Genomic DNA, 16,572 nt, shown 5'->3' with positions numbered 1-16,572 from the left:
CTTATGCTTGTTCCCACGAAAATTTCTTTGCTCGTTCTTTAGCCGTTGAATATTCACTGACCAGACGGTTCGTGATTTCGACGAACAAGACAAATTCATTGAAACAGTCTTCTAGTTCGGCAACTTTTTCGTTATCGATCAAGTTTCCTTGTTCATCGAAGGCTTGCATGGAATGCCCTAACAAAAATTCCGCACTCGGCATGATTCGGGCTTTTACTTCAGGCGCATCTAAGATCTGACGCAAGTGGGCTTGGGCTCTCGATGAACCTAATGCACCAAGAGAAGCACCCGTGATCATCACTGGTTTATCGATCAAAGGCCGCGTCGTATAAGAAAGCCATTCGATCATGCTTTTTAACACCGCTGGGATCGAGTGGTCGTATTCTGGTGTACTGATGATTACCCCATCTGCTGCTTCGATCTTCTCTGACAAGGCTTGGACTGCCGCTGGTGCCGTCCGATCTTCTGGTTCATTAAATGCCGGCAGATCACTGATTTCGCAAAGTTCGATCTCCGCTTGGTCACTAAAATGGCTTTGAATAAATTGCAGTAAGCGACGGTTGGTCGAACGCGTCGAGTTGGTTCCTACGATTCCAATCAATTTCATTATCATCTCTCCTAATTGTGAATAATTTAACATTTAACAAAAAATAAAAAGTTTTTGACCATTGGCTTTGATTTCTTTTTTCAATCGTTTCTCAAGTTGTTTTTTACGACCTACTGAGATGAAAGGCTTCTTCCTAAACAAAAAAATCTTCCCCAAGTACCCATTAAGTGTACGGCTGAATTCTTTATTTGTGAAATATTTATTTAATTATCCATCGATAACAAATTTGTTATAATGAGAAAAATGACTAGGAGGACAACGCGATGGCACTTAAAGATTCCCATCTGATGCTGCAATACCTCGATACCTTGTTAAAGCATAGCAACTACACCAAAGCCGCCAAAGATCTCTACATTTCACAGCCTTACTTGACGCAAACCGTGAAACGAGCCGAGCAAGAGCTAGGGACCCCCATCATCAATCGGCAGCCGGGACATTTTCAACTGACGGAAGCTGGTAAAATCTATTATCAATATCTAGAAACCTTGGAAACAGAATCTGCCAAATTGAAAAGTCGGCTGTCTTGGTATACCGCGACCGAGAAGCGTTCTTTGCGCTTAGGCATCTTGCCAAGCCTTGGTTCTTACCTGCTGCCGCTCTTTTTGCCTGCGTATTATGAACACTATCCCGACGTGCACTTTTTCTTGCGGGAAGACCTGCCGAAGCACAATGAAAAACGCCTGCTGAATGGGCAGCTGGACTTTTTTATCGGACAAAACCCTGAGACGATCGCACCGAATCTAACGGTCCACAGTACCAATCAAGAACGGTATCTAGCGATCATTCCGCCTTGTTCTTCCCTGTATCAACCAGGGAAGCGGTATTTAGCGCCTGATTCATTGGCCGTCAAAGACTTGCTGCAAAGTCCATTGATTTTGACCGCCAGCGGCTCGGCGATTCGGCGCCAAATCGATCAATTGCTGCAAAAATACAAAGTAGAGGCGACGGTTCTCATAGAAAGCAGCAATATTTATACAGCAGCGGCATTGGCAGAAAACAACCTTGGGATTGCGATCGTACCAGAAAGCGTGCTACAAGCAGCGACCGCGACCCCTTTTAATCTTTATCCAATGCCAGAGGAACTCTTGTCCCTCACCTATTTTATTGCCCACCAAGCCGAACGGGCATTGTCAAACAGCGAAGGCGCCTTGATCGAGACCTTTTTGCACCACGTCTAACTTTCTTTTTTTACAAAAAAAACAAGCAGCGATCACCTATATTCCTAGGTAGTCGCTGCTTGTTTTCATTCTGCTGTTGGCGTTTCGATCAAACGTGCTAATTCTTGCGGATAGATCAATTCACCTTGTTTGGTAATGACTAATCCAGTGATCCCTTCTAACGGCGCCAGCTCCTGCAAGATGGCTGGTGGCTCTTTGCCGAATAAGCGGGTCGTCCAAATCTCTCCATCAACCGATTTGTCGGATAGAATCGTGACACTGGCAATGGCTGACTCTAACGGATAGCCCGTTTCTCGATCAAAGATATGATGATAGGTCTTGCCCGCTACCTGATAGGTTCGTTCATAGATCCCTGATGTAACGACTGACTGATTGTGTACCTTCAACGCGGCGACAAAATTCCCTCTTGGCAAGAAAGGATTTTGGATCCCGATCCGCCAATAGCCATCAGCATGGCTCGGGGCATCGCCGTAAGTAACCACATTGCCCCCAAGATCGATCAAAGCGGCTGTGACACCGACCTGCTTGAAATACGCCATCAACAAATCAGCAAAATACCCTTTCGCAACGGCCCCTAGATCAAGCTTCATGCCGGCAGCTAACCCAACGGTCTGCAGCGTTTCATCCAAAACGATCTTGGCGGGATCAGTCTTTGGCAGCAGTTCAGCGATTTTCTCAGGCGTTGGTAGATGGGCATCTTGAAACCCGATTCGCCATTCCTGCACTAAAGGACCGATGGCAATATTTAAGTAGCTATCTTTTGGCAAGCTATGGGTTTTCCCTAGTGCGATCAATTCAACCAATTCCGGTGTGGCGGCGATCGCTCCTTGTCCTGCCTGCTGATTGATCTGCATCAACTCCGACGTAGGGTCATTGGCACTAAAACGCTGTTCAAAGGCCGCGGCTCTTTTCGCTGCTTCCTCTAAGATCACTTCTGGGGTTTCATGCTGCACCCAAATCGTGATCACCGTTCCCATTCCCTGTAACACTCGTTGACCTTCTGCCATTGTCCTTGCTCCTTTGTCCTCTTCTTTTGGCTATCATAGCAGTTTCTGGGAGAAAAAAGTAGTCTGCGGGATGCCGCCACTGCTTTTTTTGAAAAAAAACTGCGAGGTCACCCTCGCAGTCTGCTGTCTCTATTGCTCAATGATAAAAGTCGAAGCGGCCTTTCGCCAATACTTCTTTGACCCCACCGGTTTGGTACAAGGAACGGTCCATAATGGCTTTTTTCACCACGGAAGCGGGATAGCCTTTGATGCCCATTTTCCCTACTAAGCCAAAGGCATGGGTATTGCCGATAGACGCCACTGAACCTAATGATTCAAAGTGGAAATCTGTTGGTTTTTCCCCGTTCATTTGACGTAAGATATTTTTACCCGCATGCTGCCCCATCTTCAAAGCGATTTGAGCCGTTGTTGGATACGGGCGATTAGTCGCTGGGTCCATGACTGCTGAAACATCACCGACAACATAGACGTTACTATGATCAGGGTCTGTTAGGTCTTGATTGACCATCACACGACCACGACGAGCAGAAAAGTCTGATTCAGCCATCACATGGCTGCCGCTGACGCCTGTGGTCCAAACGATGGTTTTGGCTGATAATTCAGCTGTTGCTCCTGTATCGGCATCATCTTGATAGACAACGACACCCGGTTTGATTGATTTGATGGGTTTACCAGTCAGGAAGTTCACGCCCCATTTAACGAGATTTTTGATCCCATAATCCGATAGTTTTTCATCAAACATCGGTAATAAACGAGTCACTGCTTCGACACAATACAGTTTGATGTCTTCTGGCTTGACGCCTGCTGCTTTCGCAAAGGTTTTACGGTTTTCCACCAATGAACCTAGCAATTCGATTCCGGTAAAACCAGCACCGCAGACAACGATTTTTAGGTAGTCAGGATTTTGTGTTTCTTTGTATGCCTTCATTTGTTTCAACAAATGATGATAGATGTTTTCTGCGGAGTCGACATCCACCATTTCCAACGCATGCTCCTCGACACCAGGGATCCCAAATGATTCTGATTCAAAGCCTAACGCCACGATCAAATAATCATACGTGCACGTGGATTGATCTTTAAAAACGATCACTTGCTGGTTACGATCGATCGACGCCACTTCCTTTTGAACAAAGCTCGTCTTTTGGGGACGAACGACATCATTGATGGGATAGCAAATGCGGTCTCTTGGTTGCGTACCAGCCGCAACTTCATGAAGATCGGTTGCCTCATAATGATAATCGTTTTTGTCGATCAATGTGATGTGAAACGCTTCTTTTGCTCCTTGCAGTACGTGCAATGCTCGCAATCCAGCATACCCTGCTCCTAAAATGACAACTTCCTTCATGTTTCCTTACTTCCTTTCTTTGCTGTAAAAATTATAAAATCAAACCAATCGCAAAACTCAGCACTTGTACGCATGCTCCGACCGCAAGGATCCGAACGGCACAAATGAAGGTCTCTCTTTTGATTTGTTTTTGCATAAATCGTTTTGTCTGTTGCCAGACAAAGGGCGCCGCGAAAAAGGTCAGAACCAGTGACCAAGGCGCAATGTTGAGGGCAACTGAGGCAATGATCGCAACAAACGCCAAGACGTTCATCGCGATAAATAATTTCAACGCACGGGCTTTACCAAGGTAATGCACCAGCGTATAGCGCTCATTTTTTTCATCCTCTTCCAGATCACAAATGTTGTTTGCCAGCATCAAGTTGGCGATCCATAATGTGTTGGGCAATGAGATCAAGAAAATACTGCCAATCGTGGCAATGTTCCATTCAAAGGTTTGATAGGCATTAAGATAGACACAGATCAATGAGATCATAAAGCCCATCGTAAAGCCGGAAAAGAACTCGCCTAAAGGCAAACTAGAAAGCGGCCGTGGACCAGAGGAATAAAAGATCCCGACTAGGTAACAATACAGCCCCATCCAAAAGAGCGGCCAGCCAACCACCATTGCCAAGGCGATCCCCATGGCAGCGGAAAGGATGATCATGGAGACCATCAACCAAAAAACCAATTTGACAGACAATTGTTCCCGACCAATGATATTGGTTTTTTCTTTGTAATCATGCCCTTCTGTGGCATGATGGTAATCGTTGTAGTTATCTAAAATATCCACCGCCATATTGAAGATCAGCATGGCAATGAAATACAACAAGACATAGCCAAGATGAATCGTTTGATAATTGTACCAGCTGTAGCAGACACCAATAAAAAATGGCAAAATACTGGCGGTTTTTGCTTTAAATTCGACAAGTTCTAAAAATACAGGTAGCGTCACAACTTCACCTCCTTTAGTGAGTGCATTAAACTAGTCAATCACGCCCCTTTACGCTAGAATAAGGGCTGAATGACTGTTAGAAAGGGTTATACTATGTTTGACTTTTGGATCGATTATCCGACGATCGAACAACGATTGAAAACCGTATGTTCCATCATTGAAGAACACGTTACTGTTCGTAACAAAGAGATACAAGATGTTTTGATCGACTTTACTTATTCAGGTGGAAAAATGCTGCGGCCAGCGCTCTTTTTTTTGTTTGCTGACTTAGGCGATCCCCATTATAAAAAAACCGACCAATTAACAAAAATTGCTGCTTCTCTAGAAATTTTACACATGGCCACTTTGATCCATGACGACATTATTGACGATTCGCCGCTGCGGCGCAGTCAAGTCACTGTTCAAGCCAAATATGGCAAGGATATCGCGGTCTACACGGGTGATCTTCTGTTCACCCAATTTTTTGAGCTTTTGATCGAAAGTATGAATGGCTCCCCGTTTTTAAAAACCAACGCACAAGCCATGAAACGACTCCTTTTAGGTGAGCTTGATCAAATGCACACTCGCTACAACATCCATGAATCGATTGACGACTATCTACAAAGCATCAACGGCAAAACCGCTGAACTGTTTTGGCTCGCTTGTCTCGAAGGCGCTCATTTTGGCGGCCTCGACACAGAAAACCAAGAACGAGCTGGTGAGATCGGGCGCAACATCGGGATCGCCTTTCAAGTATTCGACGATATTCTCGACTACACCTCTGATAGCGGCACCTTGAAAAAACCGATTCTAGAAGATTTGGCGCAAGGGGTCTATACCTTGCCGCTGCTATTTGCCAAAGAACAGGCACCTGCAGCATTCGCTCCTTATTTGAATAAAAAAGCAGCACTCTCCTTGGCAGAAGCCCAAGAAGTTGCGGATCTTGTCGTCCGTTACGGCGGTGTCGAAAAAGCGCGCGCTTTCGCGGTCACCTACACGCAAAAAGCCTTAGACGACATCGATCTGCTGCCAGAAGCACCTAGCAAGGCCAAAATTCGTTCATTAACTGAACTGCTCTTGCAGCGCAATTACTGAGCCATAGCGTAATGAGAAGAAAAGCGTCCATCACTGATTGATGGACGCTCTTTTTTATCGTCGTCCTTGGTCAATGGCCAATAAGTGTTGAAAATGTTTATTTTCTGCGGCCAATTCGGCAGGTGTTCCGCTCATGGTCAACTGACCATCTTCAATAAAAAGCACACGATCCATCATCGAAATTCCTTGCAAGTGGTGGGTGATCCAAATGATCGTTTTGTTCTCCAGCACTTGGAAAAAGGTTTCAAGTACGTCTTGCTCCGTGATTGGGTCTAAGCCGACGGTTGGCTCATCCAATAAGATGATTGGGGTGTCTTTTAGCAAGATTCGCGCCAATGCCAAACGATGCCGTTCTCCACCAGAAAAACGCAAGCCGGCTTCATCCACCATCGTCGCCAAACCATTAGGCAAAGCTGCCACCATTTCTTTCAACCCGACTTGCTCCAGTACGCGCCAGACTTCTTCTTCCGAAGCCGACTCATTGCCTAGCCGAATATTATTCAAGACGGTCGTATGGAAAAGATAGGGACTTTGATTGATGACACCGATCAAGTCACTGATTGACTCACTCAATGCCGTCACTGGCACGTCATTTAAGGTGATCGCCCCTTGCGTCGGTTGCAGATCGCCTCGCAACAAGGAGGCAAAGGTACTTTTCCCAGAACCGCTGCGGCCAAGGATCGCTAGTTTTTGATGTGCAGGAATCGTTAGATCCAGCCCATGAAGCACTTCTTTGCCTTCAGGATACTGAAAATGCAAGTCCTTGACTGTGATCGACACGAGGCCCGTCACTTCAGGTATTGACGGTTGCTCCATGGAGACCTCTTGGCGATTTTCTTCTGGTAATGCATTGAAGCGATCGATGGAGTCTTTGTAGCGATTGGTTTCTTGAGCAGCTGACGGTAATGGCGCAAATGCATCAACTAAAGGAAAGACGCACAGGACAAAGGCAGCGATCCAGTTGGCTGCTCCTCCGTGGTTACCTGGAAAGCGAATGCTGGTCCAAAGTAGCAATGCGACAGCGATCACCCCAAAGATGCTTTGTAAAAGAAAATCACGCCGGCGATCAAAGGACAGCATCTGTTCATCCACCGCCCGCAACTGCGTTTCCAGTTCCTTATGGGCAGCCACGTACTCGCTCCCTCTTTGAGAGAAGACCCAATCAGAAACCCCTAATACATTATCCGTCAGTGTCGTATACAAGTTGTTTTTCATGTGTTTTTGCTTTTCTTGCCGCGCGCCGTTGATGATCACCGACCAAAGCGGCAAGACAAAGACGATGATCCCTAATAGCAGCAGCATCACCAAAGCAAACCACCAAGAAAAATAGCCTAGTCCAATGATCAAGAACGCATACAAGATCCAAGCGATCACAGTAGGAAAGATCGTCCGCAAATACAGGTTTTGAATATGGTTGATATCTTCTGCCAATAAGCCCAAGATATCCCCTGTGCGATGCGCTTGCTTAAAGAAGATCGCATCTTTTTCTACTACGTTATACAATTTCAAACGTAAATTAGAGGTCATGCGCAAGACCCAGCTATGACTGGTCAACCGTTCCAAATAGCGAAAGACTGGACGGCCGATCCCAAACGCTCGGGTCAGTACGATGGGGATGTAAACCAATAGAATGTTTTCCGGGATCGACGCCGAGCGGCTGATCAGGTACCCCGAATTAAACATCAGTGCACCGCCACAGAAAAAGGTCAAGAAGCCTAGGAATAAGGCCAACGCCAAAACGTTTTTGTATTTTGACAAGAAAGGCTTGACCCAGGTATCGGTTTTCAATGAGCGCAATAAGCCGATTTTATTCAAGCTGTTCCCTCCTCATTCCATTGACTAGTTCTGTAAAAGCACCTTGCTTTTGCTGCAGTTGTGTCAAGGTGCCTTGTTCCACGATTCTTCCTTGATCCATCACGATGATTTCATCCATTTCTTCCATCCAGTGCAAGCGATGGGTTGCAAAAAAGACTAAACGGTTTTCCATCAGCGGCAGCATCCGTTCCTTTAAGGCAACTTCGGTTTCAATATCCAAATGAGCCGTTGGTTCATCAAACAAAAGAATCTTTCGTTGCTGGTCTAAAAAGGCACGGGCTAGAGCGATCCGTTGGGCTTGTCCGCCACTTAGATGCCGTTCCCCTTCTCCTAACATCGTGTCCAACCCTTGCGGCAGCTCCGCCAAAAGCTCAGTCAAGCCTGCCACTTCAATGGCCTTCAGTACGGCTTCTTTGGTAGCTGTCGGCTGATAAAACGCGACATTTTCCTGCAAGGTCAACCGATAGATATAAGGATTTTGCGGAATATAGATCAGCTGTTCTTGCCAGCTTGCTTGGCGAAAGGCCGTGGTCTTCGCCCCTCCGAGAGTGATCTCGCCACTGTCTGGCACGAGAAAGCCACTCAAGGTATTGATCAAGGTAGACTTGCCAGAACCGCTCAAACCGATGATCCCGATCTTTTTGAAGCCAGTCACGTTCAAGTTGATATCCGTCAAAGCCGCTTTTTCCTCGTAGGAAAACGCCAGCTGATCGATCGTTAACTGGGCGTCTTCCTGCCAACGAGGCACCGTTACTGCCGGTACTTGGGCTTCGGGCTGATGCAAGATCTCCGTCACCGCAGTCATCGCATTTTTTCCGTCTAAGGTTGCATGGTAATCACTGGAAAAGTCGCGGATCGGCAAGAAGTATTCTGGTGCTAAAATCAAGATGGTTAACGCTGGAAACAGCAAGATTCCTTCATTGATCAGCCGCAAGCCTAGCAAGACTGCCACGACGGCAATCGATAAGGTCGTGAAAAAGTCTAAGGCGAAGGTCGATAAAATACCGACTTTTAATGAAGCCATCGTCGCTTTGCGAAACCGTTCGCTGGAAGCAAAGATACTTTTGCCATATTTTTTACTGACCCCAAACAATTTCAGCGTGTCGATCCCTCGCAGGGAGTCGATGAAATGATTGGACAGTAATTGAAACGTTCGGTATTGTTTTTCCGCTTTGCTTTGCGCGGCATAGCCCAAGATGATCATAAAAATGATGATCAAGGGGAACACCAACAGCAAGACCAAGCCGGATTCCCAATCCAGATAAAAAACGAGTGCCAAAATGACCCAAGGAATGATCGACATATTCATGATCTTGGCAAGAATCAATTTCAAGTAGTTTTCGACTTGGTTGATCCCTTCCAAGACCATCGTTGTTACATTCCCCGTCCCTTGCTGTTGTGCGATCTGAGGACCGACCCGAAACAATTTCTCCAACAATTGATCCCGCAGATCGGCGGCTTGCTGGTAACTGTAATCATCAAGTCTTTTGGAACGGAAATAGATAACGGCTTGTCGGGCGATAAACGAACAAAAGAACAGCAGAATCCAGCCCCACTGTTCCTCTAATGGTCGTCCTTCCCATAAGCCAGTGATGGCACGTGCCAATCCATACGCCTGCCCAATAATGAAGAGCGCCTGCAGGAACGAAAGTCCCGCAAGCAGCCCTAAAAGTTGTTTCATTCCTGGGAGCTTCATGATTTGTTTATCAATCATTTATACCCCTCCAACGCCTCCGTATGACTGATCCGTTTACGGAAGATATAGTAACTCCAAGCCGTATAGGCCAAGACGAAAGGCAAGATCGTCAGTGAAAGATAACTCATGATCTTCAATGTGTAGCGGCTTGAAGACGCATCAGCGATCAACAGGTCATAGCTTGAATCGATCGAACTGATCAAGACTCTTGGGAATAACCCTGTGAAGATCAATGCCACCAAAGCGATCAACGTCAAGCCGCTCGCAATGAAAGCCATCATTTCTTTGCCTTTAAAGACGCCGATATTTGCAATCAGTGTCAGTACAACGATCACAAGCAACAAACCAAGCGTTGTCGCAAAATGATTCTCAAAGAAATCCGTTTGGAAGTAAAGCATCACAGCAAAGACGATTAAGCCTGCATATAGGATGCCATAAAAAATACTTGCATAGTTGCGTGCCCGTGCCCGAATCGGACCTTCCGTTTTCAAAGCGATATAGTTTAATCCGTGCAAGTAGCACAACAAGGTCAACGCGATCCCGCCAACGATTGAAAAGGGATTGACGTAATCCGTAAAGGTTGCGGTCATGTTGCCATCTTCACCCAAAGGCATTCCTTGTATCATGCTGACAAACATCAGACCGAAGAAAAACGGTACGATCGTACTGCCGATCGTCAACGTCCAGTTCCAAATGTTTTTGTGCTCTTTCGGGAAGTTCGCTCGAAACTCAAAGGAGACACCACGAATGATCAACCCAACTAAGATCAACAGCAAAATCAAATAAAACCCGCTGAACAAAGAAGCATACCAGTATGGAAACGAGGCGAACATCGCTCCGCCGGCGGTCAATAGCCACACTTCATTGCCATCCCAGACAGGCCCGATCGTTTTAACGATCTGGTCTTTTTCCTCTTCATTGTGAGCCAATGTCTGCACAGACATCCCCACACCAAAGTCAAACCCTTCTAAGAAGAAGAATCCGGAAAATAAAAGCCCAATCAACGTGAACCATAGTAATTGCAGACCGGTCATCCTTCAAACGCCTCCTTATCAAATGGGTCTTCGTACCCATCTTGGTTGTCTCCTTGGCTGATTTCACCAAAGACTTCTTTTTCGGGTCCATGATCCATTTCCCGTTTCACAAGATAGACCATTGTTCCGCCTAAGCCAGAGAATAAGAGGAAGTAAACGATATTTGAGATCAAGAGAGAGGTCACGGAAACGTTTGGTGACACACTATCTTCGATCGTAAACAAGCCGTAAACCGTCCATGGGTAACGCCCTAACTCCGTGATCAGCCAACCAGCTGTATTGGCAATAAATGGGGTGAACAAAGTGATTGCCACTACCCAAAGTAACCAGCGTTTTTCAAAGAGCCACGGTTTCTTCTTACGCGTAAAATACAACCCCAGACCAGAAACCAACAGCATCAAGGCACCAAAACCAGCCATGATCCGGAAGCTCCAAAAGAGTGTGTTGACCGGCGGGTAGTAATTACGGTCGCCGTAGGTTTCAATCAATTGCTGATTGACCGTATCCATCCCATCGATTGAGCCGAAGGGTTCATTGAAGGCTAAGATACTCAACATATATGGAATCGAAATACCGAAAACTTGGTGATGTTCCGCTTCATTCGCCCAAGCAACGACAGTCCAAGCCGCAGGACTCCCGGTATCTTCATAAGTTCCTTCCATTGCGGCAAATTTCATTGGTTGTTCTTCAACCAAGTATTTCATTTGTTCATCCCCGGCTAGCAAGACGGTGAATGAACCGAACAATGCCACCGCAAAACCGATCCGCATTGATTTTTTGAAGAAGTCGCGGTCAATGTCTTTGTCTTTCTTCAACAGACGAAAGGCTGATAAACCAGCAACAATGATCCCACCCATCGTGATGGCAGCGGTGATCACGTGTAAAAACTCATACCACACTTGTGGATTTGCCAATAATGCACCGAAGTCAGTCATTTCTGCCCGGCCATTGTTCAAGGTATACCCTACTGGATGCTGCATAAAACTATTGGCAGCTAAGATCCAAAACGCCGATAGCATCGAACCAAGCGTCACCAACCAGAAAAAGGTGGCGTGCAGCTTGGGACTGACCCGATCCCATGTAAAGATCCACAGTCCTAAGAACGTCGATTCTAAGAAGAACGCCAACAAAGCCTCCAAAGCCAAGGGCGCACCAAAAATATCCCCGACAAAACGAGAATAGTCTGACCAGTTCATCCCAAATTGAAATTCTTGAATGATCCCTGTCACGACCCCGACAGCAAAACTTAATAGAAAAATATTTCCCCAAAACTTCGTCATCCGGCGATATTTTTCATCTTTTTTGATCACATAAAGTGTCTCCATAATTGCAACGACGACACCAGTTCCGATCGAAAACGGTACAAAGAAAAAGTGAAAAATCGTCGTCATCGCAAACTGGATTCGCGCTAGTGTCACAATATCCATCCTACATCCTCCTATTTCATAAAAAAGTGCATTAAAATAATTCTAAAGAAAGAAAAATTCCAACTTCGAATATACTCCTCTAATCAGTAAAAAAGAAGCAAATTGCTTGCATTTACTGATTTTTAATCACTTCCTCTCCGATTCTTAAACATAAGGCGCTTTCATCAGCGGAATATAGCTTTTTAGGGCTCTTCCCACCCGTAACGAGTTCCCTCAGAAAGCAAAGGATCACTCAATAAAATTCCCGGGAAATCCTCCTTTAAAACAAACGTGCTTAATGATTGATACATGGAAAACGTGGTCTTCATCCCTAATCTTTCCAATTGATCTAACGTTTGTTGCATTAAGTCCGCCGCTTTTGGCTTGTTTTGTTTTAATAGACATGTCCAGCCTTCAAAAAACGGCATAAAGATCGCTTGCTCAATGTGTTCTTTTTCATAAACATGATCTCGCCATAAATGAAAGGTCTTTTCCGCATAATCCACCTCATCAAAAACAGCAAAGACGGAAAACACCGTCTCAAACGTGTTGTATAGAATATCTTTGTTGCCGGGGATTTTTGCAAAGCGCTGACTCTTTTTGATGGCGATCGTCAAACAGCGCCAAAGCAAAGCTGGCTCCATCGAAACTGCTACGCGGGCAAATAGCCGCAGCTCATAAACACCCCATGTATCGGTATTCAGCAAGTAATGTTTCGCAGAGTCCAAACAATAATTGTGTTTCGGGTACGCCTCCTGGATGGGCATCCCTTTAAAAAGCTCCTCTTTCATCAAGTAGTCAAAACGGATCAGTTGTAAGAAGTGGTCCAGCTCCAAGGAGTAATGTCGTTGAAAGTAGGCGGTCAGCTTTTGATATTTCTTTTTTAGTTTAGGTACTTCATCAATAGATTCGATCCCCATCGAACGGACATAGTCGACCATTAGCTTTTGAGCCTCCGAATGATGCTCCCCAGTATGCAGCAGTTGAAATTCGGCAAAACTCACTTCTAGTTTATCTAGCAAACGATGAAATCGTTCGCAGGAAATCGTCGTTTTGCCATTTTCAAATTGCGATAACAAAGACATCGACAATTGTTCGTCCACTAATTCCTTCAATAGTAAGCCTTTGCTTTTGCGAAGCTCTTTCACTGTCGCACCATAATTGTTCATTTCTTCACCTTCTTTTTCAATATATTGAAATAAGCAGTTGCTTTTCCCGAAGAGCCTTTATAGTTGAATTATCTTATAGAAACGAGGGAAAAGCTATGGATACCCATGTAAAAAAGAAAATGCTTCACGTGAAACATTTACAAAAAAGTTTCAAAGACAAAACCGTTTTGAAAGAGGTCACTTTTGACGTCACTCCTGGCGAAGTATTTGTCTTATTAGGATCAAACGGTGCTGGAAAAACCACTCTAGTCAAAATTTTGTCTACCATCCTGCCTTTTGATCAAGGAACCGCGCTGATCGATGGGATCGACTTGACCAAAGATCCAGCAGCGATTCGCGAGAAAATCAGTCTGACGGGGCAATTTTCCGCCGTCGATCAAGAACTAACCGGACGAGAAAACTTGCTGATGATTGCTGCCTTGCGCCATGTCAAAAACAAACAGTTGATCGTCCAACAGTTGTTAGAGCGTTTTGATTTGGTGGATGCCAGCAACAGACTAGTCAAAAACTATTCTGGTGGCATGCGACGGCGCTTAGACATCGCCATGAGTTTTATCGGCGAACCTGACCTGCTCTTTTTAGATGAACCGACGACCGGGTTAGACCCGCAAAACCGCTTAGCCACATGGCACATGATCAAAGAGATCGCCGCTCAAGGACGAACGATTTTCCTGACGACCCAATACCTAGAAGAAGCTGAATTTTTAGCAGACCAAGTCGCCATTTTGCATGAAGGGAAAATCATCTTGCAAGGAACACCAACGGAAGTCAAAGCACTGCACCCTTCGCAAACGATGGAAATCAGCGTAGTGACAAAAGAACACTTGCAAACCGTGCGTCAGCATCTGTCTGATTTTCCGCTGCAAGTCAATGAGTCCAGTCTCTCTCTGGCATTTCCCGTCAGTCAAGACTTCCAGCATTCCTTCACGCTGTTGCAGGAACTCAATCAACTACCGATCACCATCACCAGTTTTAATCAAAAGAATGCTTCTTTAGAAGATATTTTTCTAACACTTGTCCAAGGAGGAAACCAATGAAAGCAATTATAGAAACCAACACCTTATTCAAACGCAACCTCTTGCTATCGATTCGCAGTATGGAGACTCTGCTAAGTGGAATTTTGACCCCAGCGATTTTAATGATCCTCTTTGTCTATGTTTTTGGTGGCGCTATGAACGTCGGCGATACTTCTTATGTCGATTTTGTCGTTCCCGGTGTCCTCGTCCAATGTATCGCCCAAAGTGCTTCCTCCGTTGGGGTAACGGTGACGGAAGATTTGAAATCCGGCATGGTGGAACGGCTGATGACCTTGAATATTTCTAACTCAGCCTTTTTAAACGGCCATGTCTTCGCCGCGACCCTTCGGAGCTTGATCAGTACCTTGGTCGTATTGATCGTTGCCATGGTCATCGGTTTTCGCCCTCAAGCCACAGTTGCTGGCTGGGGGCTCGCCTTCCTATTGATCTTTTGCTTCACCTTCGCTTTTACTTGGGTCTCAGTTCTGGTTGGTCTCATCGCCAAAAGCCCCGAGACAGCTACCTTGTTTACTGTCTTGATCACCCTGTTGCCCTACTTAAGCTCTGGTTTCGTCCCTACGGAAACCATGCCGCGCCCGTTAGCCATTTTTGCTGAATACCAACCAATGTCGCCGATCATCCATTCTTTGCGAGGGCTTTTGTTAAACTTGAAAGATACCACCTTGATCAGTGCCTTTAGCTGGTGCGGTGGTATCGTAGTCGTGAGCTGGTTCTTGGCACGAATGCTTTATCAGAAACGGTTACGCTAATGACGCCGGCTCCCTTTTCTGACTCTCTTATAAAAAAAGCGGCAACGATCAAGCTTCTGCTTCGTCGTTGCCGCTTATTTTTTAATCGAGGACTTCTCCGTTAGAAGCCGTCACTTTCTTATACCAGTCAAAGCTGGCTTTTTTGTACCGTTTTCCTGAACCATTGCCCCAATCATCTAGATCCACGTAAATGAACCCATACCGCTTGCTCATTTCTGATGAGGAGCAGCTAACAAGATCGATCGGTCCCCAAGGATAGTAGCCGATCAGTTCTACGCCATCATAGATTGCTTCTTTCATTTGTTCAATGTGCTGTTTCAGAAAATCAATGCGATACGTATCATCGATCGTTCCTTCTTCATTCAATGTCTCATAAAAACCCATACCATTTTCTGTGATCATGATAGGCAATTGGTACCGATCATAATACTCATTCAAAGCAATCCGTAACCCAATTGGATCAATCGCCCAGCCCCAGTCATTGGCTTCTAAATAAGGGTTAGGCGAAGCTGCGTCTTCTTTCCCGTAGTTTTCACTATGAATGATTCGCGTGTAGTAATAGGAGAAAGAAACAAAATCGACCGTATGCTTGAAGTCCGCTTCATCGTTTTCCCCAAATTGAATCTCGATGCCGTTTTCTTCAAAAAAACGATAGGCATAATTCGGATAAGTTCCTCGCGCAAGTACATCTGAATAATAATATTCCATTTGATTATTTTTGAGAGCACTCAGAACATCCAACGGTTTACAAGTAGCTGGATAAACATTGCCATAATAAGACATCATACCAATTTGAAAAGAAGGATCAATTTCTTTCCCTACTTTGATCGCTCTCGCACATGCTACCAATTCATTGTGAACCCCTTGGTACTTAGCTTGCTTCAGATTGTCGACTCGGTCAGCGGGAATACCAAGGTGGTTAAATGATTCATGGGTAATCAAGTTCATTTGATTGACTAAGATCCAATATTTGACTTTTCCTTGGTATCGCTTGAATACGACTTGCGCAAAATGAACAAAGAAATCAATCAGTTTTCGATTTGACCAGCCGTCATAAGCCATCGCTAAATGGATCGGCATTTCATAATGAGACAAGGTGATCAAGGGTTCCATGCCGTTTTCAAGGATACAATCGATCAATTCGTCATAAAAGCGCAACCCTTCTTCGTTAGGCGTTTGCTCGTCTCCCTTTGGAAAAATCCTCGCCCAGCTAATAGATGTTCGGAACGAATTCATGCCTGTTTCTGCCAAGAGTGCCAGATCCTCACGAAATGTATGGTAAAAATCGATCCCATCCCGTTTCGGGTAACGCCCTTCTTGATCATTTAAAGCAAATTCTACGTCTGCCGTCGTTATCTCTTTGTTGCTTTTCTTTTTTATATCGATATCATCACGAAAGCGATTGATGTCTGCCACGCTCCAGCCTTTTCCCCCTTCAAGATAGGCCCCTTCTAATTGATTTGCGGCAACTGCACCTCCCCAATAAAACTCGGCAGGAAATTGCTTCTTATTTTTCTTCAT

Annotated in this window: 14 protein-coding genes; 4 read left to right on the top strand and 10 right to left on the bottom strand. The window is 45.3% G+C overall.

Annotation, left to right across the window (positions count from 1 at the left end; genetic code table 11):
- Position 1 precedes the first annotated feature (1 nt).
- The gene (locus IGK85_RS00430) at positions 2 to 607 is read right to left on the bottom strand and encodes an NADPH-dependent FMN reductase (protein ID WP_008376652.1); all 606 of its coding nucleotides are present in this window, start codon (positions 605 to 607) and stop codon (positions 2 to 4) included.
- A gap of 263 nt (positions 608 to 870) precedes the next feature.
- Here IGK85_RS00430 and IGK85_RS00425 point away from each other — a divergent pair, with 263 nt between their 5' ends.
- On the top strand, positions 871 to 1,785 hold the full coding sequence (locus tag IGK85_RS00425; protein WP_008376654.1) for a LysR family transcriptional regulator: 915 nt from the start codon (positions 871 to 873) through the stop codon (positions 1,783 to 1,785).
- 65 nt (positions 1,786 to 1,850) lie between these two features.
- Here IGK85_RS00425 and IGK85_RS00420 read toward each other — a convergent pair whose 3' ends face one another.
- From IGK85_RS00420 to IGK85_RS00410, 3 genes are all read right to left on the bottom strand, one after another.
- Positions 1,851 to 2,792 (bottom strand): FAD:protein FMN transferase, encoded by a 942-nt coding sequence (locus IGK85_RS00420; protein ID WP_005232830.1) that lies wholly within the window; start codon positions 2,790 to 2,792, stop codon positions 1,851 to 1,853.
- Between the two features lie 136 nt (positions 2,793 to 2,928).
- Positions 2,929 to 4,137, bottom strand: coding sequence for an NAD(P)/FAD-dependent oxidoreductase (locus IGK85_RS00415; RefSeq protein WP_005232831.1), 1,209 nt, complete (start codon positions 4,135 to 4,137; stop codon positions 2,929 to 2,931).
- Between the two features lie 31 nt (positions 4,138 to 4,168).
- The gene (locus tag IGK85_RS00410) at positions 4,169 to 5,071 is read right to left on the bottom strand and encodes a prenyltransferase (protein ID WP_008376658.1); all 903 of its coding nucleotides are present in this window, start codon (positions 5,069 to 5,071) and stop codon (positions 4,169 to 4,171) included.
- Between the two features lie 93 nt (positions 5,072 to 5,164).
- On the opposite strand from IGK85_RS00410, the gene IGK85_RS00405 reads away from it, so the two are divergent.
- On the top strand, positions 5,165 to 6,145 hold the full coding sequence (locus IGK85_RS00405) for a polyprenyl synthetase family protein (RefSeq protein ID WP_005226544.1): 981 nt from the start codon (positions 5,165 to 5,167) through the stop codon (positions 6,143 to 6,145).
- Positions 6,146 to 6,199: 54 nt separating this feature from the next.
- Here IGK85_RS00405 and cydC read toward each other — a convergent pair whose 3' ends face one another.
- The 5 genes from cydC to IGK85_RS00380 form a co-directional block, all read right to left on the bottom strand.
- Positions 6,200 to 7,960: a thiol reductant ABC exporter subunit CydC gene (gene cydC, locus IGK85_RS00400; protein ID WP_008376661.1), complete on the bottom strand. Its 1,761-nt coding sequence runs from the start codon at positions 7,958 to 7,960 to the stop codon at positions 6,200 to 6,202.
- The gene (cydD, locus tag IGK85_RS00395) at positions 7,953 to 9,674 is read right to left on the bottom strand and encodes a thiol reductant ABC exporter subunit CydD (protein WP_008376663.1); all 1,722 of its coding nucleotides are present in this window, start codon (positions 9,672 to 9,674) and stop codon (positions 7,953 to 7,955) included. The genes cydC and cydD overlap by 8 nt, the downstream gene beginning before the upstream one ends.
- Positions 9,671 to 10,690 carry a cytochrome d ubiquinol oxidase subunit II gene (gene cydB / locus IGK85_RS00390; protein ID WP_005232836.1) on the bottom strand — a complete coding sequence of 340 codons (1,020 nt, stop codon included), beginning with the start codon at positions 10,688 to 10,690 and terminating at the stop codon, positions 9,671 to 9,673. The genes cydD and cydB overlap by 4 nt, the downstream gene beginning before the upstream one ends.
- On the bottom strand, positions 10,687 to 12,117 hold the full coding sequence (locus IGK85_RS00385; RefSeq protein WP_429968618.1) for a cytochrome ubiquinol oxidase subunit I: 1,431 nt from the start codon (positions 12,115 to 12,117) through the stop codon (positions 10,687 to 10,689). Before IGK85_RS00385 ends, cydB begins: the two co-directional genes overlap by 4 nt.
- Positions 12,118 to 12,299: 182 nt before the next feature.
- Entirely contained in the window at positions 12,300 to 13,265 is a 966-nt protein-coding gene (locus IGK85_RS00380) for an Rgg/GadR/MutR family transcriptional regulator (RefSeq protein WP_008376669.1), read from the bottom strand.
- Between the two features lie 95 nt (positions 13,266 to 13,360).
- On the opposite strand from IGK85_RS00380, the gene IGK85_RS00375 reads away from it, so the two are divergent.
- Complete coding sequence (locus IGK85_RS00375; protein ID WP_008376670.1) at positions 13,361 to 14,302, top strand: ABC transporter ATP-binding protein; 942 nt, start codon at positions 13,361 to 13,363, stop codon at positions 14,300 to 14,302.
- The gene (locus IGK85_RS00370; protein ID WP_008376673.1) at positions 14,299 to 15,051 is read left to right on the top strand and encodes an ABC transporter permease; all 753 of its coding nucleotides are present in this window, start codon (positions 14,299 to 14,301) and stop codon (positions 15,049 to 15,051) included. The genes IGK85_RS00375 and IGK85_RS00370 overlap by 4 nt, the downstream gene beginning before the upstream one ends.
- 81 nt (positions 15,052 to 15,132) lie before the next feature.
- On the opposite strand, the gene IGK85_RS00365 is transcribed toward IGK85_RS00370, so the two are convergent.
- The gene (locus IGK85_RS00365) at positions 15,133 to 16,572 is read right to left on the bottom strand and encodes a glycoside hydrolase family 1 protein (protein WP_008376676.1); all 1,440 of its coding nucleotides are present in this window, start codon (positions 16,570 to 16,572) and stop codon (positions 15,133 to 15,135) included.

The organism is Enterococcus sp. AZ015 (assembly GCF_050499225.1).
GTDB lineage: Bacteria > Bacillota > Bacilli > Lactobacillales > Enterococcaceae > Enterococcus_D > Enterococcus_D entomosocium.
The sequence above is the reverse complement of the archived record's forward strand: the minus strand, read 5'-3'. Positions and strand labels throughout refer to the sequence as shown.

Excerpts from the sequence above, each read along its gene's own strand:
- IGK85_RS00405 (WP_005226544.1), top strand. The coding sequence starts at position 5,165 with ATGTTTGACTTTTGGATCGATTATCCGACGATCGAACAACGATTGAAA.
- cydD (WP_008376663.1), bottom strand. The coding sequence starts at position 9,674 with ATGATTGATAAACAAATCATGAAGCTCCCAGGAATGAAACAACTTTTA.
- IGK85_RS00430 (WP_008376652.1), bottom strand. The coding sequence starts at position 607 with ATGAAATTGATTGGAATCGTAGGAACCAACTCGACGCGTTCGACCAAC.
- IGK85_RS00370 (WP_008376673.1), top strand. The coding sequence starts at position 14,299 with ATGAAAGCAATTATAGAAACCAACACCTTATTCAAACGCAACCTCTTG.
- IGK85_RS00365 (WP_008376676.1), bottom strand. The coding sequence starts at position 16,572 with ATGAAGAAAAATAAGAAGCAATTTCCTGCCGAGTTTTATTGGGGAGGT.
- IGK85_RS00380 (WP_008376669.1), bottom strand. The coding sequence starts at position 13,265 with ATGAACAATTATGGTGCGACAGTGAAAGAGCTTCGCAAAAGCAAAGGC.
- IGK85_RS00415 (WP_005232831.1), bottom strand. The coding sequence starts at position 4,137 with ATGAAGGAAGTTGTCATTTTAGGAGCAGGGTATGCTGGATTGCGAGCA.
- cydB (WP_005232836.1), bottom strand. The coding sequence starts at position 10,690 with ATGACCGGTCTGCAATTACTATGGTTCACGTTGATTGGGCTTTTATTT.
- IGK85_RS00425 (WP_008376654.1), top strand. The coding sequence starts at position 871 with ATGGCACTTAAAGATTCCCATCTGATGCTGCAATACCTCGATACCTTG.
- IGK85_RS00385 (WP_429968618.1), bottom strand. The coding sequence starts at position 12,117 with ATGGATATTGTGACACTAGCGCGAATCCAGTTTGCGATGACGACGATT.
- IGK85_RS00375 (WP_008376670.1), top strand. The coding sequence starts at position 13,361 with ATGGATACCCATGTAAAAAAGAAAATGCTTCACGTGAAACATTTACAA.
- IGK85_RS00420 (WP_005232830.1), bottom strand. The coding sequence starts at position 2,792 with ATGGCAGAAGGTCAACGAGTGTTACAGGGAATGGGAACGGTGATCACG.